This is a genomic window from Bradyrhizobium sp. CCGUVB14 (assembly GCF_024199935.1).
In the GTDB taxonomy this organism is placed as follows: domain Bacteria; phylum Pseudomonadota; class Alphaproteobacteria; order Rhizobiales; family Xanthobacteraceae; genus Bradyrhizobium.
This window is the reverse complement of record NZ_JANADS010000001.1, coordinates 1,567,339-1,584,019: the sequence shown is the minus strand read 5'-3', so window position 1 is coordinate 1,584,019 and position 16,681 is coordinate 1,567,339. Positions and strand designations below refer to the sequence as shown.

Sequence of the window (16,681 nt, the reverse complement as noted above, 5' to 3'; positions counted from 1 at the left end):
GCGCGGTCGAACATCCAGGATGGGATCTCCAGAAAACGCTGCGTCTCCGATCTATCCAGCGTGCAGCGGAAAACAACGCCGTCCGCCTTGTCGATCACGGCATGGTCGAAAACGTACGCATTCGGCCAGCACCCCGGGCGGACGCGCCGGCCTGCCGTGGCGCTCAGGCGGCAGCCGCTTTGGACTGTCGGGTCGCCTTCCAATTCCACTGAAGCAGGTCGGCGCCTCTGTTGACAGGGTAATCTGGAAGTCTGGCCAGCACGTCAGCGAGCCAGGCTTGCGGATCGACGTCGTTCATCTTGCAGGTTTATGCGGCCCGCCGAACTATGCCGAACGGGTCCGGTATGGCACGTCGGGCGCCGCTTCTCGAAGCGCAGCCTCCATGCCTTGAACTGTTTCTCGTACGACATCCTCAATCTGAATTTCCCCAACCCCTAAGAACACGGCCGGGGCGCGGCTAGCTGGTCCAATCGGCGGTGACGGCGGTAGTCCGTGCCGCAAAAGCACCCAGTCCATTGCCAAGCGAGCGGTTCGTCCGTTGCCATCCTCAAAGGGATGCAGACTGGCCAGCCGCTGATGGACCTCAGCCGCGAACTCCACCACAGCCATCGGATCACTGGATGTCAAGTCACGCTCGTTGCCTGCGGCCCAATCGGCGAAAGCGGCCATTTCTTTGGAAAGTGTTTGAGGTGGCGGATATCTCTTGGCAGTCCAAGTATTCTCGTCTGCAGCCTGCACAAGCACCTTTCGCAGAGCGCCGATGTGCGTAGCCTCATCCGCATTTCCCAGCAATATACGATTTAGTTCAAAAATGCCTTCTTTCGTGAATGGAGAATTCTTCTTCGCCCACTCCTGCACTTTGGCTGCAGCATGCTGCCATAAAGAAGCGATTTCATGATTCTCCGCCAATGTTGTTGAGGCGGAACACCGCAGCTTGTCAATGCGGAAGCACGCATCGGCGGATAACTCACTTCCGACTTGACTCCATCTGCGTTTTATTTCCTCACATGTTCTAGACAAAGACAAGCGCTCCGGATGCTCTAACGCCGGAGGCCGGAATATCCGGGACATGAGTGCCAGCTGAGTCCCTGTAACGTAGACCGCCAAATTTCTAAGGTTCATGTCGGGAAGATTGCTCAATTTACTATTTGATGCCAAATCTAACGTCGAAAGATTTTGAAGATTTCCCAGTGTGCTGGGTAGCAGTCGCAGTTTGCAGCCTGCCAAGCTAAGGTTCTCAAGCGCTTCGCAGTCGCCTATTTCATCCGGCAGTCCACGTAATGAGTTGAAGGATAGTGAAAGCGTGGTTAGGTTCTTTAGCATCCCAATACTATGAGGCAGCTCGACAATTGAGCAAAGGTCCGCAATGAGCTCCGTCAAATGCTTGCACTGCGAAATTTCGTTGGGCAAATGGGTGAGCGCGGCGTTCTCCGAAATATCCAAGCGGCGCAGGTGATGAATCCGATTGAGCCCAGGGGGCAGCTGGGACAAATTCAGGTCACTTAAATCTAAGTCCGTCCCACCTTCGTCAAAACAGCGCAGGACATGATGCATGGCCGCTTGCCTTTGCTCGCGTGATTGCGACGCGCTTGCTTCATCTGACGTCGATGGAGCGCAACACAGTTTGCTGCGAAAGAATGCCGACTTGTTTTTCGTGGGTGCTTGATTGCACCACGCTTGAAGTTCCGAGCGCAATGCGCCGGACGATTCCGCTTGATCCATCTGCCGGCCAGAACTGGCTCGCGACATACTTGAGTGTACGTCGTCCTGAGCGCCCCCTGAATGTTGCGTCGCTTGATCATCACTTAGCTCCATGCCCGCAATCGTTTCTGCAAAGCGAACGGCATCTTCTGAGTCTCTCGAGTCATCCGCCTCGCTAGCGCTTGTGGACTGCGTGGATGAGGCAACCATTCGACCGTACATCAGATTCCTCGCCTATCGCCAAAATTGCACGTTGTCGAGCGAGAGCCTATGCAGATTAGCTGACCTTAACCTGACGCACAGGCGCCAAGCATGTGTCCGCGCTTACATGCGACGGCTTGGTTATCGCAATAATTCAAGCGCCCGCTTCACCGACTCTGAGCGGCGATCAGCGAGGGGCGCGACTGCTGGGGACGATGCCATTTGACTATTGCTCAGTCGGCTGATCAGTCAAAGGGAGGCTGGACGGCCAACGGAAATCCCGGCGAACGAGATCTTGCGGTACACTACACAAGGATGGCCTAACGCTGACCGTTATGGGGGCGGTGGTCTGCGGTCGCCCGATCAGGCCGGAGTCGATGCAAAAGCAGCTGACCAGCCGCTCTCCACTTACCTCGGCCACGCCTGCGTGCGTGATGCCTATTGGTATCTCTCCGCCTGCCCCGAGTCGATGGAAGAAGTTATGTGCTTCCACCCGAATTGCCGCGCGGCAGCTTCATCCGGACCCTCGTGCTCACCGACATCGCTACCGGCTGGACGGAGTGCGCTCCTCCGATCGTGCGCGAACAAACGCTTCGAGCACGGCGTCGACGGAATTGCGCAAACAATTGCCCTTTGCGCTGGCCGGCCTCGATACGGACAATGACACCGTGTTCATGAATGAGACGCTGAAGGCATACTGCGATGCGGCCAACATCGTCTTCACGCGTTGCCGGCCCTACCGGAAGAACGACCAGGCCTTCGTCGAGCAGAAGAACGGCGCCGTCGTGCGCAGGATGGTCGGCTATCGTCGGTTCGAGGGCCTGGAAGCGGCCAAGCTGCTGGCTGAACTCTATCGATCGGCGCGGCTGTTCATGAACTTCTTCCAACCCTCGTTCAAATTGATAGCCAAGCAGCGCGACGGCGCTCGTGTGCGCAAGACATACAGCGCGCCGGCAACGCCACACCAGCGCTTGGCCGCCGACGCCCGCACGCCCGACGCGCTTCGCCACCATCTCCAAGAAATCTATGCCGCTCTCGACCCGGTCGTGTTGTTGCGCGACATCCGCGGCGCGCAGGAACGCCTCGCAGCGCTCGCGGATACCCAGCCAATCGCCCATCCTGCTGCGGCATCGCAATCGATCGATCCCTTCCTGGCAAGCCTACGAACCGCCTGGAAGGACGGAGCTATGCGACCGAAGGATCGGCCAATCGTGAAACCGAAAAGAGGCCGGCGCCGTCCCGACCCGCTCATCCGGGCAACGCCTGATTTGCGAAAATGGTTTGAAGCCGAGCCCTGGCGGACTGGTAGCGAACTGCTCTCCCGGTTGCAGGTGGAATATCCTGGAGCCTATCCGAACAAGCTTCTTCGAACGCTTCAACGTCGGCTTAAATCCTGGCGCAGCGAAAAAGCGAACGCGTTGTTGTTCGTTCCTACGGAGGAAGCGCTGCTGGGGCATGAGGTCACAACAACCCAATGATGTGGCAGACGCCAGCGGAGGAGGCCGGGCGCTCCGAAACCTTGGCCATCTCCGCACCCGGCCTCCTCCTCAATCGTAAGCGGCGTGTCTCCCGCACCTTGTTGCTGTTGAGCAGATCGGCAAAATGAGTTCCGTCTTGAAGAGGACGGTTTGCATAGATGATCGAGCGTGTTGTCGACGCATCGCAGCTACGAGTCCGGCGGCGCTGGAGCGACGAGGTCAAGAGACGGATTGTCTCGGAATCCTTTGTGCCTGGCGCGATCGTCTCGGACGTCGCGCGGCGCCACGATCTGTCGCCGCAGCATTTGTCGGCCTGGCGCAAGGCGGTGCGCGACGGGTTGTTGAAGCTGCCGGAACGCACGGAGCCAGTGGCGACGAGGCCTGCTGGAGCGGTCGCGATCCAGGAAGCGAGTTCATCAAGCGGCGAGGCTGTTGGCGCCGTTAGCTCGCTCGGCGGCCCACGCCCAGGGCATGAGTTCGTCCAGGCGCGATGCCGGCCAGAGGTTGACGAGTCTGGTGAGGACGTCGGTCAGATAGGCCTGCGGCTCCACGCCGCAGAGCTTGCAGGTCTCGATCAGCGAAGCGATGCAGGCCCAGTTCTCCGCGCCCTCATCATGCCCCGCGAACAGCGCATTCTTGCGGTTAAGGATAAGAGGACGGATGCTTCGTTCGACGATATTATTGTCGAGCTCGATGTGGCCGTCGTCGAGGAACCGCGTCAGGCCAACCCAGTGGTTCAAGGCGTAACGGATGTGCTCGGCGATTGTCGCTTTGCCCGAGACGCGGGTGAGTTGCTGGTCGAACCAGGCCTTGAGCGCCGCTACCTGCGGCTTGCTGCGCTCCTGGCGGATGGCCCGGCGCTCATCGGCGCTGCGGCCCCTGATCGACTTCTCGATGGCATAGAGAGCAGCGATACGCTCGAGCACTTCACTGGCGATCGGGGCAGGGCCGTCCTGGACAAGGTCGAAGAAGCGCCGCCGCAGATGAGCCCAGCAGAAGGCGAGCGTGATCGCCGCGTCCGGCGCGGTGTTGGCAATGGTCTTGTAGACGGTATAGCCGTCGCATTGCACGATGCCGCGATAACCGTCGAGCAGCTTGAGCGCGTGGACGGCACCGCGACCGGGTGCGTAAGTGTAGGCCACTGCCGGCGGATCGGCTCCGCCCCACGGCCGATCGTCGCGTGCGATCGCCCAGAAGAAGCCCTTCTTGGTGCGGCCGCGGCCGGGATCGAGCACCGGCGCTGTGGTCTCGTCGACCGCGATCTTGCTCGCGGTCAGAATGGTCTCGCGCAGCCTGAGCCAGAGTGGACGAAGCTCCGCGGCCGCATAGCCGACCCAGAACGCCAGAACCGAGCGCTTGATGTCGATCCCCTGCGCCAGCAGCATCTGAGCCTGCCGATAGAGCGGCAGGTGCCAGGCATATTTGGCGACCAGCACATGGGCGACCATCGCCTCGGTCGGCAAGCCGCCCTTGATCAGCCGCTCTGGTGCCGGCGCCTGAACCACGCCATCCGTGCAGGCCCGGCAGGCATATTTGGGACGATGGGTGACGATCACGCGGAACTGCGCCGGGACGACGTCGAGCCGCCGAGAGGTCTCCTCACCGATCACATGCAGAGGCGCGCGGCAACACGGACAGCAGGTCACTTCCGGGGCAATCGTGACGTCGATATGCGGCAGATGGGCCGGAAGCGCACCACGGCTGGCGCGGCGTCGTTCAGCACGCTGGCGTGCGCCTGCCGTGTCCTTCCGGTCCTGGGCCGCCTCGTCGCTGGCAATGGCCTGCTCGATGTCCTCGATCGCCAGCTGCAACTGCTCAGGATCGAGCTTCTCCGAGCGGCGACCGAACTGCGCGCGTTGCAGCTGGCGCAAGAGATGCTGAAGGCGATCCATTTGCGACAGCGCCTGGTCGCGTTCAACGATCGCCGCGTCGCACTTCGCGATCGCCGCGTCGCGCTCCGCGCGTGCCGCCGCAACCAGCGCCTGCAGCGCCTCGATGTCGGTCGGAAGTTGATCCGTGATCTCGCTCACGCCCGGTACTCAAGCTGATTCGCGGGCCGTTGTGGAATATTGTGGCCGACCTGATTCGATTGGTCACAGGGTTTATGAGGTTGCGCTCGGCTGAGCAATGTCGCGGGCATGCAGGCGCGACCAATCCAGACCGTCCATCAGCGCGGCGAGCTGTGAGGCAGACAAACGCATCACGCCATCGCTGATCGGCGGCCAGCGGAACGCGCTATGCTCCAGCCGCTTCCACAGCAGCACGAGCCCGGACCCGTCCCAGGCAAAAATCTTCAAACGGTCCGCTCGCTTTGAACGGAAGACGAAGATCGTTCCCGCGAATGGATCATGGTGGAGTTGCTCGCGCACCAGCGCGGCGAGACCATCGGCACCTTTACGGAAGTCGACCGGCCGCGTCGCGACCATGATCTTCACGCCCGCCGAAGCCGCGATCATGTTGTCGCCCTCACGGCCCGCAGCACATCGCGCAGCCAGGCCGGATCGACCCCGGCCGCTGCGCGAACCACCGCATCACCAATCTCGATGCTGATCGTTGTCGCGTTCCGCGTTGCCGCTTCCGCGGCCGCCCCAGCGGCGGGGTGCAGCTCCGATACCACCGGAACGAAGAATGGCGCATCTTCCGCCGGCAAGCTCAGCAGACCGGCACGCGCCGCCTTGCGCCAAACGAAGAGGTGTTGCGGCGCGAGGCCGTGCCGGCGCGCCACCTCGGACGCAACAGCGCCCGGCACATACGACTCCGCCACGATCCTTCCCTTGACCGCGTCGCTCCACCGCCGCCGACGCCCCGCTCCGACCTGGATATCCACCCGGCCCCGTGGCTCCGAAGCGTCGACCATATCGTCAACCATATATGCGAACCTAACTGTATATGACGGCTCGCATGTTGCCGATCAGCTCACGCCAAACAAGGTGCGGAAGACACGCCGCTTACGGCGTATCGGTGATTGCGCCGCCAGGCCCAATCGTCAATGCCGATGACCCTGAGCGGGTCAGCTGGGGGAACGGCTGCGGCGTCGCACCACGCGCAGGAGCGTGTCTTTGCTGACCGGCAGCATTAGCCGTTTTGCGAAACCGCTGCCAGTCGGCACAGGCGCCAGACCTCGATGATGGACGATAGAGTCCAACCTCGCCGTCCTTCGCGCCGACGGCGCCAGAACCTCGTCGGCGAAACGCTCAGTGAAGATTTGGCGCCCGCACAAGACTGCGTCGCAGCGGAAGCGGCGGGCGATCACCAAGAGCTCTACGACCCGCCCTGCGAGCGGCAGATCGGTCACGCGTCGCCGATACCGGTTATGAACACGTCGAGAAACTATACCGCACGATGGACATAGACCAACGCTTCCGGACGCCCGGACCCGCAATAACGGCCTTATCACCTTCGTAGTGCGCACCCTCTGCAACACACCCACGCCGCACCAGACTGGAGCGGTGGAGTGCTTGCTGCATGGCGCTGATTCTCCCCCAACCAAAGCGCCAGACATCTCTCAAACTGCATCAAAAGTGAGTCAGAGCCAAATTTGAACGCCGATTAACAGTTGCCCCCGTTGCGCCGCGCCACCTCGGAAATGCTCGTCTCCGGTTCGGCGCTCTCAACGACGATCCGCGCCATCCCCGCATCGCTCCAACTGCGCCATCGCCTCTCCCCCGTGATCACTTCGATCCGCGATAGGAGTCGCGCACTATGCCTGTCTTGATGTCTATCTTGTTGCATGGAATGAGTGTCTCTCGCATTGTCCAATCCAAGCGCGAGTCTCTCTCATCCCGTCCCCCTAAACCAGGTGGAGTCGTCGTACCGCTATCCAATCAATCGCATCCCAAGAAAACAATCAGGAGAATCGAGTAAAGAGAGCAATCTGCGCTGCTCTGCCCGCTGGACCTTCGCCATGACACCCGCCTCATCACCATCGCCACTGCCATCACCGAGTGTTGCGGCACGTTGAAGACCAGCCCTCGCTCTTCAAGCGAGGTTTCACCGCGTGCAGCGAGCTCGTCAAACGCGCTCGCACAAACATGTTTTGCCGGCCTTCCGTTTTCGGTCTTTCGCCGCCCCCACGGAGGGAGCTATCACTTTTGGCAGGAGACTGTGGGGGCTCAGGTCAAATACCATAAAAATAAACGGCAACACCGAAGGAAACACCGAAGGATAAGATGAAGAGATGTACCAAGTACCAGTTGATGAATTGCGCACGACGTCCCGTGCAGCTATCGGAATATCCCTCGAGGAAGCCGCTGACATATTAGACCAAGCGCAACATCGTCCTTTGTTACCTACGGAGCTTACTGAGTTCATTGGCGCGATCAACACGCCCGATTTTGAGAAGATTAAGGCGGCGGTTCTTGACTGTTCTGCCAGTATCAGGGCGCGGAAGTATGGTCGCTCTGTTACCACACTGTCTCCCGTGGAGGTCACCAATCGATGTGCATCCAACTGCGATTTTTGCGGCTGGCGCGCCGACAATACGCAAATGGGCCGTCTAACTATTGATGAGGAAATCGTTGATATTCAAGCTCGATATCTGCTTGAGAAGGGCATAGAGGATATCGAACTAGTGGGCGGCGACGACATTCGATTTGTCCGTGATGCTCTTCCAGTTCTCCTGCGGAGGCTGAGATCGCTTGTCCCTCCAACTAGTTCCCGTCAGCTTTTGTTTTGCACAATGGCACTTACGGAAGCGCAATATCAGACGCTAGCTGCCTGCGGCGCTGACGGCATGATAATGTGGCAAGAGACATACGACGAGGCTGTGTATAATCAACATATTTCGCGCGGGCCAAAGGCGTACGGAATCGACGATGATTTCCGTATTGTGAAGAATGGTAATGGTTTCTTATTCAGGCTGCAGAGTCAGGATCGAGCAGGCAGAGCTGGTCTAAATCTTTCAGTAGGAGCAATGCTCGGTCTAAATAGAGACGTTGCGTTTGACGTGTTGGCGACCGTGCACCACGCAAGGTATCTTTGCACGACGTATGCCCCCGTGAGGCCGTTGATTATCGGCATGCCCACTTGGAATAAAATAACAACGCCTGAGCTCGACTTTGGCCGATTTATGCGGCGTAGGCGAGCGCGTTCTCCATCCGGCGCCAGATATGGCGCGGAATTTCTATACTGTTCCGGCGCGGCCGGGACATGAAAGAAATCTGATGAGCCCATATTTGGCGTCGGACGGATGCGATCGCATCGCTAAAGGTCAGCGCGGCTTTTGGATACCAAGCCGCGGTTCTGGGCTTGAGCTTTTGTGCCTTGGCGAGGTCGTGGGTCCATAGCGTGACGATGGAGTAGAGGCCGAGCAAGATCGGGGTAGTGCGCAGAATGGCTTTGTCCGACCATTGGCGCTGGGTCTCGACACCGAGGTGAGCGCGAACTTCCTCGAAGGTGACTTCGACCTGCCAGCGACTGACGAACCAGGCGAGGATGTCGCGGGGAAGAGCGTTGAGATCGGTCGCCAGGAAGGCCTGCGGGTCGAACTCGCCGGTTGGGTCGCGGACGAGAAGCCAGCGGATCGGTACCGGCGGAACGCCGCCGCGATACCACAGCGCGGTGCCGGTTGCGATCTCGACAATGCGATTGGTTCGGCCGTACCAGAGACTGACCCGGTAGCGCGTCCAGGACACGTTGCGATCCTTGAGGATGGCAGAGAGTTTTTTGTGGGGCTTACCTCGGATTGGAGGGCGGCCACGACCTTTGCGCTTTGGTCGGGGAAATTCGAACAGGTTGGCATCGAGGCGCAGGCGGGTGACAATGCAGACATGCTTGCGCACTGCGGCAAGGAACTCGATGGCCGCAAAGGCGCTGTCGGCGACCAGGACAATATATCGATCGGGCAGCCAACGATGGATTTGCCAAGCAGCCTGGCGGGCCCAATCGAGCAGCGTCTTGGGCGAGCGCGATTTGCCGTCATAGAAGCGTTTGGAGGGGGCGAGCAGTGTGAGGAAGGGCAGCGCCATGATGCGATCGGCCCACGGCACGCGCACCAACAACATGGCGGAAAGCCAGCGCAGACCGCTGGCTTTGACGAAGTGCCCCTTGGAGGAGCGCACCGGGTCGCGATAGATGCCGCGGGCGCTGATCTTGGGTCCCCAGCGTCGCTCGATGGTGTCATCGAGCCCGATCACCACTGGCTCGCCGGCCGCCACGAAGACCTTGATCAGCAGGAGCAGCAGGCGGCCTGCCGCGGCCCGCGACGACCACGCCGCCCGGTTGAGGACGCGATGGAAAGTACAGAAATCGGGATCGCGCTCTCGCCCGAGGATGCGCAGCGCCGCCGTGACAGTGCGCCGGCCGGGCGCCAGGATAACGCCGGCGAGCAGCATCAGAACATTCGGCCAGGTAGGACGCGTGAACAGATCGGTGAAGACTGCAAGCCGGGCCGCAAAACGCGGCGGCAGCGGATCGCAAGAGCGGGGAAGAAGACGGGCGTGTTGCATCCCATCGGTAGAATCGGCATGTTGAATCGCAGCAACCTCGTCCAGCTGCGACAAATTGAATCGGCAAACCGATCCACTCTGGCCCGCGCGGCACCGATCGAGCACATTGAGCGCTATGGCAAAATCCGACCCAACGCTTGCCCAGATTGCTGCTCAGTTCACGCATCACGACATAGAAAAGAGCCGTAGCGGTTATTTAGTTATCAACCGTCGGACTTCAAATCCGGTCGCACGGCTGCGCCCCATTCCAGATACCGATCGCTTCGAGCTCTTCTACTGGTCGAACGTGAAGGGGCGCTGGACAACGTTTGGCAATATGGGGCGCATGAAACTCATGCTCACGAGCGCTCATGAAATCGTCGAGAACGATCCCATGTTCAGGGGTCCGCGTACCCCATGAACGAGTTCAAAATTGGCCAAAGTCAAGCTGAGACAGATAATCGTCCCGAGCAACTCTTAGACATAGAGGAATGTTTCTCATTCTTCGCTGCACTTTATCTCCTGGCCTTATCGGATCTAAACGTCTGGGTATTCCCCACCTGTCGTGTTTCGATGGCGTCTCATATCGAGGCGGTAAAAGTCGCAGGCGCTTATACGTCCACAGAAGTAAGAACAGGACCGGGAGGATACTTGGTTAACGCATTGCGGAATGTAGAGCCCAAAATACGCCAAACTATAATCGACAATATGCACGGTGAATTCGGCAACGAAAAGATCAGTGCAAATGCTCTACTGAAGCGCCTCGATAGTTTTGAGCAGTTCCAGCACTATTACTATCCTCACGAGGAGTTTACGCGTGCGCTAGCCGTTGCGGGGATCAGTCTTACAAGCCGTGATGGTGCGGTCGAGCTACCCGCTGTTTAATGGGTTGCGACCAACTGTGGAGCCTCAAGGGGGACGTTCTCGGTCTGGCACGTGGCGTTGCCTCAACGCGGGTCGGCGGGCTCCTGAGTTTTCTCCATCAACGGATCGTGGCGCAGCGTCTCATGGTCGTTGAGGTCCTCGTAGCCGAGAGCGATGGCGAATATCCGTTGCCCCACCAGCGTCGCCACCGAATGTTCGACGTGGGCATGGGATCGCCGATCGACCAAGCATGATGTGTAGGGTCTGGTCACATCATTTCGGCGCAGCGAACGCCTGATCAAAGCGATAGTCTGGGATTCTGATCCGCTCTTTTGTAGGGTCGATGCGGGATTCCACCCGGCCTGTGAACGGGGTGACGTCCGACAGGTCGCAGGCGCGATCGATAGGCGTGCCACCGCCGAGTGCGGTATGCGGGCGGCGCCGATTCCAATGATGTTGCCATTCGGCAATCCGATCCTCGATGTCGGCGGCCTTCGGATCGACCGTTGACCAAAAGAGCTATGGCCGAAACTGGGTGATGACGGGTTGAGAGAGGCGGCGTATCGAGGCGGGTGTCCAGCCTGCCAGAAACCTCTCAAGGAGAGCGATACGCCATGACCGAGACTACCAACGTTTTTGCTTTTCGTCAGCCCTTCACGGTTGACGATCCACTGACCGATATCCTGCGCGCTGGGGCGCGCGAGCTGCTTGCCAGGGCGGTCGAGATCGAGGTCGATACGTTTCTGGCCAGCACGTCCGAGCTGACACTGCCCGACGGCCGGGCCCGGCTGGTCCGGCACGGCTATGGACCGGCGCGACAAATTCAGACCGGCATCGGCCCCGTGGAGGTCGCCCGGCCGAAGGTTCGGGACCGCGGCGCCTGCGGGGCCAATCGGATCCGCTTCAGCTCGGCGATCCTGCCGCTGTGGGCGCGGCGCACCAAGAGCCTGGATGCCCTGCTGCCAGTGCTCTACCTGCGCGGCATCTCGACTGGCGACTTCCAGGACGCGCTGTCGGCGCTGCTCGGCAAGGATGCGCCGAACCTGTCGGCGTCGGTGATTGCACGCCTGACGGCCGACTGGCAGGCCGAGTACGAGCGTTGGCAGCGACGTGACCTGTCGGCGCGGCGCTACGTCTATCTCTGGGCCGATGGCGTTTATTTGCAGGCCCGGATGGAGGATCACAGCGAATGTATCCTGGTGCTGGTCGGCGCGACGCCGGAGGGCCGCAAGGAATTGGTCGGCTTCCAGGTGGGCGCCCGCGAGAGCGCCCAGAGTTGGCGTGAGCTCTTGATCGATGTGAAGCAGCGCGGCCTGCGGATCGCTCCTGAAGTGGCGGTCGGTGACGGCGCTCTGGGGTTCTGGAAGGCTCTCGACGAGGTCTTCCCTGGCACGCGACACCAGCGGTGCTGGTGCCACAAAGTCAGCAACGTGCTCGACAAGGTCGCCAAATCCGTGCAGGGCGCAATGAAGAACGACCTGCGGAACGTCTATCTGGCGCCGAGCCGGGCGAAAGCCGAAACCGCGATCGACACCTTCGTCGAGAAATACCGTGCCAAATACGGGCCTGCGGTCGAGTGCTTGATCAAGGATCGTGAGGCGCTGCTCGCGTTCTTCGACTTCCCTGCCGAGCATTGGGCTCATCTGCGCACCTCGAATCCGATCGAGAGTGTGTTCGCCACGGTGCGGCACCGGACGGTGCGAACGAAAGGATCGCTCTCGCCGAAAACCGCGAAGCTGATGGTGTTCAAGTTGATCGACGCCGCATCGAAGACATGGCGCCGACTGAAAGGAACAAATCAGTTGCCGAAGGTCATCGCCGGTGTAAAGTTTACCGACGGCATCGAGGTCACTCCGACCACTGAAAGCCACGCCGCCTGATCAGGCCGCGTCACCCAGAATCAGCCTTAGCTCTGACCAAAACTCTTCGAGGTCTGCCCCTTGAGTCCGTTCGACTTTGCCATTCAGATACGGTGAGCGCGGCTTTATGGAACGGAACTTTATCGCCCAGTCCATCAGCGTTTGCTGCACAGCCTCGGCAAAGAACTCGCAGCGCGATCGGTCTAGATGCGCTGAATCGGAAACGGCGTCTCCTCAATGAGGCGCTCCAGGAAGTCCAGCGTGTTGTCCGCTGTGCTTCGGCGATAAACGCCCAGCACCTTGTAGCGGGATCAATCGTCAATTGCCGTATACTGGTAAACGCCCGGCGCGATCTTGCAGACGTCCACCTGCATCCGGTCGCCAGGAACCGGCCGCGTGTAGCGCTTTGTGGTCTTCTTGCGGCGCGGGCGCTTCAGTACCTGCTCACCGTGGCGACACAACACACGATGCAGCGTGTCGAATGAGAGCGCAACGTCGTGGCAGCGGATCAGTTCGTTGCGCAACTGCTTGATTTCGAGCTTGCGTTCGCGCCACAGCGACAGGATCAACGACTCCTCGGGCTCGAAGACTTTCTCCTTCGCCTGGCGCGGCGGCCGGCGGTTGCGCTCGACCAGCCCAACCTCGCCGGCTTCCTGGAACCGGCGCAACCATTTGCGCAAGGTCAGCGCGAAATGCCGCAGCGTCGACAGACGAGACCGGCATCGCCCGTTGCCTCGTAAAGCCTGATCCAACCAAGGCGCATCTTCACGCGAAACATCGGGGGCCTGTGGATTTGATGGACAGCGCTACCGCGCTATCTAGAATCCCGCAGTCAAAAACAAAAGCAAGAAAGTGAAACGGTGTCACCGAGCCCCACTGTTGCGCAGCATGCGGATCTCGGCGGCCAGTAAAGAGGCCACTCCAAGATAAAGCGGACTGGAGCATGCGAAACTTCTCTTCGCCGGATTCCGCTCAATGGGCTGTTCGCAACATTGGCGTTAGTCGCGGCGAATCACCATGCTGTATCTCACCAATGACCTTGAAGCCGTGGCGCTGGTAAAAGGGAATGTTTTCCGGATTTGAGCTTTCGAGATAGGCGGCAGTGCCCTCCGAATCACATCGCCTGAGAGCGTGTTTCATCAGCAATGTGCCAAGCCCCTGCCCGACCCAGTTCGGATCGGTAGCAATGAGAGGCAGATACCAATGTGGCTCGGGTGGATGATGTTCGGTCATTCCAAGCCGAAGCTGTGCCATATCTTCGCTGATCTCCGGACGTAGGGAGTGAGCCATAATTGCGTCGAGTGCCACCTCATTTTGCTGCACGCCGGGCGGCAGCCAGAGCGCCGCGGCGTGCCCCCCTCCCGTCACGTATGCCGTGCCATGTTCGAATGCTCGTCCGCCGCAGGCCTCAACGAACTGAGGCATGCTCGTAAGATATTGGTCTGGAGCAGGCCAGCTCCATCGAGCCAACGGGTCCGCGGCAAAGCCGAGCACCAATGTCCAGACGGTGGTCGCCTGCATTTTTGCGTGCGCAGATTTGATGTCCGTCTCCGCTGTCATGATGTCTGTTCCAAGTCTCAATCTGGGCGTCTGAGTTGCAAAGCTAGAACCGACGACAAGTCCTTTTGAACGTGCGCAGAAGAGCGCACCAATGGAGGTTTCGTCGACTTCATCCAGTTTCCGTTTCAAGCTCTTTTTTCTCAGACGGTCGCGTTAACGATCCTCAGGGACCAAGCTCGTCAGCGGGTTAACCTTCTGTATCTTCTTGGCGAGCTTAGGTGCTTCCTGGGTCTAGGAGCGTCATCGCCCCCTTCCTAAAGTAGGCTGGCTTGTCCGCGTCGAGCGTCGGCAGCCTGCAACCGCCGCTCGTAGCGAGCGACACAGGGACTTTTTCTAGTTTGCGATGAGAGGAACTCGCGGGTCTACGCTCGGTAGGACAGCTGCGCCTGAATCGTGTTCCCGATTTTGTCGCCGGGCAGTTAGCAAGCCTCGCACGTTGAGGCCATAGATCGGCAATGGCCTGATGTGATAACATCCGGACTCCAGTGAGCTGTTCTAGCTGGGGTCTCTCGTTCAAAACGTGTGCCAACTGCGGGCCTCGGTGAGGCTATCCTTTGAATGTTCGAGCACAGACATTTTGAATGTTCGAGCACAGATATTTTCGGCATAAGTGGTGCTTGGTCAAGAATTAGCTATCCTGATCCTTTATCGGCGTCGTGCTGGCTATGGCGGAGCCTCCAGGGGCGGCATAACCGCTGCTGGATGACATTTTGGTGGCAGGTCAGTATTTCGAACGGACTAAGCCTGACGCGATCGTCGCCCTCCTAAAGGCGAGCAAACCGGCACGGATCATGGCTGCCATAGGCGACAAGGTCGCAAACCGATGGCACCTCCGGTGTGCGCAGCGCTAGGTTATTTATCCGCAAACTGGATGTGCCCACATCCATATAACCGATTTTACCAATCCCACGAAATGAGGGTAGAGAACGTCAGTTTGTTGAAATTTAATTCGAGCATAGCCGGATGGATATCGATCGTCGCTCAAGCTCTAAGAACAACGCTCGCTTCGAGACCTCCGTCTCTAGCGCGCCCAATGAGCGCGCTGACACCGGCAGATGCTGCAGTCTCTATCTGACGTTTGACGACGGCACTAGTCTGCTTTTTACACCGGGTGGTTGTTTTAGATGTGCCGGCCAAACATCTGGTGTGGCCGACTTTTTGTGTCATCAGCCCCTATACCGCAAACCATCCATGGCTACTCGACAAATGATCTAGAAAGTTATGCGATCGCCAAATCACACCATGAGACATCCGAACGCATCCAGATGCGAGCCCGCTACTGCGAAACGCAGGGACCACCATGAGCCTGCTAACGTTATCGTCGTTGATGCGATCTCGAGTTGTTGCAAGCAATTTATCTAAGGAAGATGCAATGACCCGCCCTACATCGCCGCCCGAGCCATTTGTAATCCTGGCATTGCCGAGGACTGGCACCCACTATCTTGAAGAGTTGCTGAATGAGCATCCGAACGTGTTGAGCAACGGTGAGCTGCTCAATACATCTGATACGAATTGGCACGATAAGGATCGTTTGTTGCGGAGCGAGCGCGAGCTTCTCGAGCTTGCGTATCTGCGCTATCCGACGCGAAGCGATAAGCCTGAGCTGACGCATGTTGGGTGCAAGATCAACGAACCGCAGTTTCACGATCGTCCCGGTGTTTTTGCCGAGCTGGTTCGTTGGCCACGCCTGAAGGTCATCCTCGTGCTTCGGAGAAACACTATGGAATCGCTTCGATCGCTGGTGCAAGCAAGGCAGAGCGGCCAATGGCTGAGATTCAGTTCTGACGGCGAGGCCGCACCGCCACCGCGCATTACATTGTCAATCGCCGACTGCGAGGCCTATTTCAAGGCCGCCGACGATTTCCATGCCCGTGTTGCTCAGTCCTTCGCATCGACCAGTATGCTCGTGATCGAGTATGAAAGGCTACACCATCAACCAAGCGCCTGCCTGGCAACGGTTTGGGCATTCCTGGGGGTCCCAGCGCTTCAGTTGTCTGGTAGCGCCATGCTTCAGCGCCAAGAAACGCGACCACTAGACCAAACCGTGCAGAACTTTCATGAGCTGCGGCGGCACTTCGCCGACGGACCTTACGAACGGTTCTTTGAGGTTGGTGAAGCCTGATTCGCGGTCAGTAGCGGCGAGCGTCGGCGTAATTTAATTTACTGCCTCTTTTGAAGAACGGGTGGGTGCATTGACGTCTATGGCCTCCTTGCGACCGACATTGTGGCATCGCTTTGTTCGGCCGAAGAGACCATCGCTTTGTCCCGACCTGCCTTCTGCCAGTGCAAGGCGGCGATTGGCGGTCAAGCATGGCCGCAGGCCACCGCACAGCGGCGCGAAGCGTGCTTGAGTGCATATTTCGCTGATCGTGAGCGGCGATTTCAGGGGATCGTGAGCAGCTCGCTCCGGCCGAGGCGGTGATAGGGTCAGCGTTCTGGTTGCTCGTCAAGGGTGATGGTTTTGGCGTTGCGTTTTCGCATGCTTTCGCCGGCAAGCTGGAGGCGGTGAGCGTTGTGGACGAGGCGATCCAGAATCGCGTCGGCGAGCGTGGGATCGCCGAACACGGCAGAGTGCCCCTATTCTTGAACGGGT

At 59.3% G+C, this 16,681-nt stretch carries 11 protein-coding genes and 7 pseudogenes; 6 read left to right on the top strand and 12 right to left on the bottom strand.

Features of this window, described 5'->3' with window-relative positions; translation table 11 throughout:
* Positions 1 to 163: 163 nt before the first annotated feature.
* Positions 164 to 307: pseudogene (locus NLM32_RS07480) on the bottom strand (transposase domain-containing protein); the annotation flags it as partial.
* Between the two features lie 17 nt (positions 308 to 324).
* A complete protein-coding gene (locus NLM32_RS07475; RefSeq protein WP_254128552.1) occupies positions 325 to 1,554 on the bottom strand; it encodes a Fic family protein in 1,230 nt (409 codons plus the stop codon).
* An 852-nt stretch (positions 1,555 to 2,406) separates the two neighbouring features.
* Between NLM32_RS07475 and NLM32_RS07470 the strand changes: the two are divergent.
* Positions 2,407 to 3,380, top strand: a pseudogene (locus tag NLM32_RS07470) (ISNCY family transposase); the annotation flags it as partial.
* Positions 3,381 to 3,538: 158 nt separating this feature from the next.
* Positions 3,539 to 3,694, top strand: a pseudogene (locus NLM32_RS07465) (transposase); the annotation flags it as partial.
* 102 nt (positions 3,695 to 3,796) lie between these two features.
* On the opposite strand, the gene NLM32_RS07460 reads toward NLM32_RS07465, so the two are convergent.
* The 5 genes and pseudogenes from NLM32_RS07460 to NLM32_RS07435 all read right to left on the bottom strand — a co-directional run bounded on the left by NLM32_RS07460 (position 3,797) and on the right by NLM32_RS07435 (position 9,826).
* Positions 3,797 to 5,410, bottom strand: a complete 1,614-nt coding sequence (locus NLM32_RS07460; protein WP_254128551.1) for an IS66 family transposase — start codon at positions 5,408 to 5,410, stop codon at positions 3,797 to 3,799.
* Positions 5,411 to 5,482: 72 nt separating this feature from the next.
* Complete coding sequence (tnpB, locus tag NLM32_RS07455; protein ID WP_254128550.1) at positions 5,483 to 5,836, bottom strand: IS66 family insertion sequence element accessory protein TnpB; 354 nt, start codon at positions 5,834 to 5,836, stop codon at positions 5,483 to 5,485.
* Entirely contained in the window at positions 5,833 to 6,249 is a 417-nt protein-coding gene (locus NLM32_RS46210; RefSeq protein WP_371933156.1) for a transposase, read from the bottom strand. The genes tnpB and NLM32_RS46210 overlap by 4 nt, the downstream gene beginning before the upstream one ends.
* Before the next feature lie 86 nt (positions 6,250 to 6,335).
* Positions 6,336 to 6,738: pseudogene (locus NLM32_RS07445) on the bottom strand (transposase family protein); the annotation flags it as partial.
* A 1,708-nt stretch (positions 6,739 to 8,446) separates the two neighbouring features.
* On the bottom strand, positions 8,447 to 9,826 hold the full coding sequence (locus tag NLM32_RS07435) for a transposase (RefSeq protein ID WP_254128549.1): 1,380 nt from the start codon (positions 9,824 to 9,826) through the stop codon (positions 8,447 to 8,449).
* Between the two features lie 115 nt (positions 9,827 to 9,941).
* Between NLM32_RS07435 and NLM32_RS07430 the strand changes: the two genes are divergently transcribed.
* Together NLM32_RS07430 and NLM32_RS07425 are read left to right on the top strand one after the other, a co-directional pair.
* A complete protein-coding gene (locus NLM32_RS07430) occupies positions 9,942 to 10,226 on the top strand; it encodes a hypothetical protein (RefSeq protein WP_254106310.1) in 285 nt (94 codons plus the stop codon).
* Complete coding sequence (locus NLM32_RS07425) at positions 10,223 to 10,690, top strand: hypothetical protein (RefSeq protein WP_254128548.1); 468 nt, start codon at positions 10,223 to 10,225, stop codon at positions 10,688 to 10,690. Before NLM32_RS07430 ends, NLM32_RS07425 begins: the two co-directional genes overlap by 4 nt.
* A gap of 62 nt (positions 10,691 to 10,752) precedes the next feature.
* Here the strand turns inward: NLM32_RS07425 and NLM32_RS07420 are convergent, their stop codons facing one another.
* Both NLM32_RS07420 and NLM32_RS07415 read right to left on the bottom strand, forming a co-directional pair.
* Positions 10,753 to 10,941, bottom strand: a complete 189-nt coding sequence (locus NLM32_RS07420) for a transposase (protein WP_375143531.1) — start codon at positions 10,939 to 10,941, stop codon at positions 10,753 to 10,755.
* Between the two features lies 1 nt (position 10,942).
* Positions 10,943 to 11,185 (bottom strand): annotated as a pseudogene (locus NLM32_RS07415) (integrase core domain-containing protein); the annotation flags it as partial.
* A gap of 98 nt (positions 11,186 to 11,283) precedes the next feature.
* Here NLM32_RS07415 and NLM32_RS07410 point away from each other — a divergent pair.
* Complete coding sequence (locus tag NLM32_RS07410) at positions 11,284 to 12,549, top strand: IS256 family transposase (RefSeq protein WP_254128547.1); 1,266 nt, start codon at positions 11,284 to 11,286, stop codon at positions 12,547 to 12,549.
* 33 nt (positions 12,550 to 12,582) lie between these two features.
* Here the strand turns inward: NLM32_RS07410 and NLM32_RS07405 are convergent.
* Together NLM32_RS07405 and NLM32_RS07400 are read right to left on the bottom strand one after the other, a co-directional pair.
* Positions 12,583 to 13,306: pseudogene (locus NLM32_RS07405) on the bottom strand (DDE-type integrase/transposase/recombinase); the annotation flags it as partial.
* A 194-nt stretch (positions 13,307 to 13,500) separates the two neighbouring features.
* Positions 13,501 to 14,217 (bottom strand): GNAT family N-acetyltransferase, encoded by a 717-nt coding sequence (locus NLM32_RS07400; protein WP_309143673.1) that lies wholly within the window; start codon positions 14,215 to 14,217, stop codon positions 13,501 to 13,503.
* 1,243 nt (positions 14,218 to 15,460) lie between these two features.
* Between NLM32_RS07400 and NLM32_RS07395 the strand changes: the two genes are divergently transcribed.
* A complete protein-coding gene (locus NLM32_RS07395; RefSeq protein WP_254128546.1) occupies positions 15,461 to 16,210 on the top strand; it encodes a sulfotransferase in 750 nt (249 codons plus the stop codon).
* A 305-nt stretch (positions 16,211 to 16,515) separates the two neighbouring features.
* Here NLM32_RS07395 and NLM32_RS07390 read toward each other — a convergent pair.
* Positions 16,516 to 16,653 (bottom strand): annotated as a pseudogene (locus NLM32_RS07390) (ATP-binding protein); the annotation flags it as partial.
* Positions 16,654 to 16,681 lie beyond the last annotated feature (28 nt).

Excerpts from the sequence above, each read along its gene's own strand:
- NLM32_RS07430 (WP_254106310.1), top strand. The coding sequence starts at position 9,942 with ATGGCAAAATCCGACCCAACGCTTGCCCAGATTGCTGCTCAGTTCACG.
- tnpB (WP_254128550.1), bottom strand. The coding sequence starts at position 5,836 with ATGATCGCGGCTTCGGCGGGCGTGAAGATCATGGTCGCGACGCGGCCG.
- NLM32_RS46210 (WP_371933156.1), bottom strand. The coding sequence starts at position 6,249 with ATGGTTGACGATATGGTCGACGCTTCGGAGCCACGGGGCCGGGTGGAT.
- NLM32_RS07410 (WP_254128547.1), top strand. The coding sequence starts at position 11,284 with ATGACCGAGACTACCAACGTTTTTGCTTTTCGTCAGCCCTTCACGGTT.
- NLM32_RS07435 (WP_254128549.1), bottom strand. The coding sequence starts at position 9,826 with ATGCAACACGCCCGTCTTCTTCCCCGCTCTTGCGATCCGCTGCCGCCG.
- NLM32_RS07395 (WP_254128546.1), top strand. The coding sequence starts at position 15,461 with ATGACCCGCCCTACATCGCCGCCCGAGCCATTTGTAATCCTGGCATTG.
- NLM32_RS07475 (WP_254128552.1), bottom strand. The coding sequence starts at position 1,554 with ATGCATCATGTCCTGCGCTGTTTTGACGAAGGTGGGACGGACTTAGAT.
- NLM32_RS07425 (WP_254128548.1), top strand. The coding sequence starts at position 10,223 with ATGAACGAGTTCAAAATTGGCCAAAGTCAAGCTGAGACAGATAATCGT.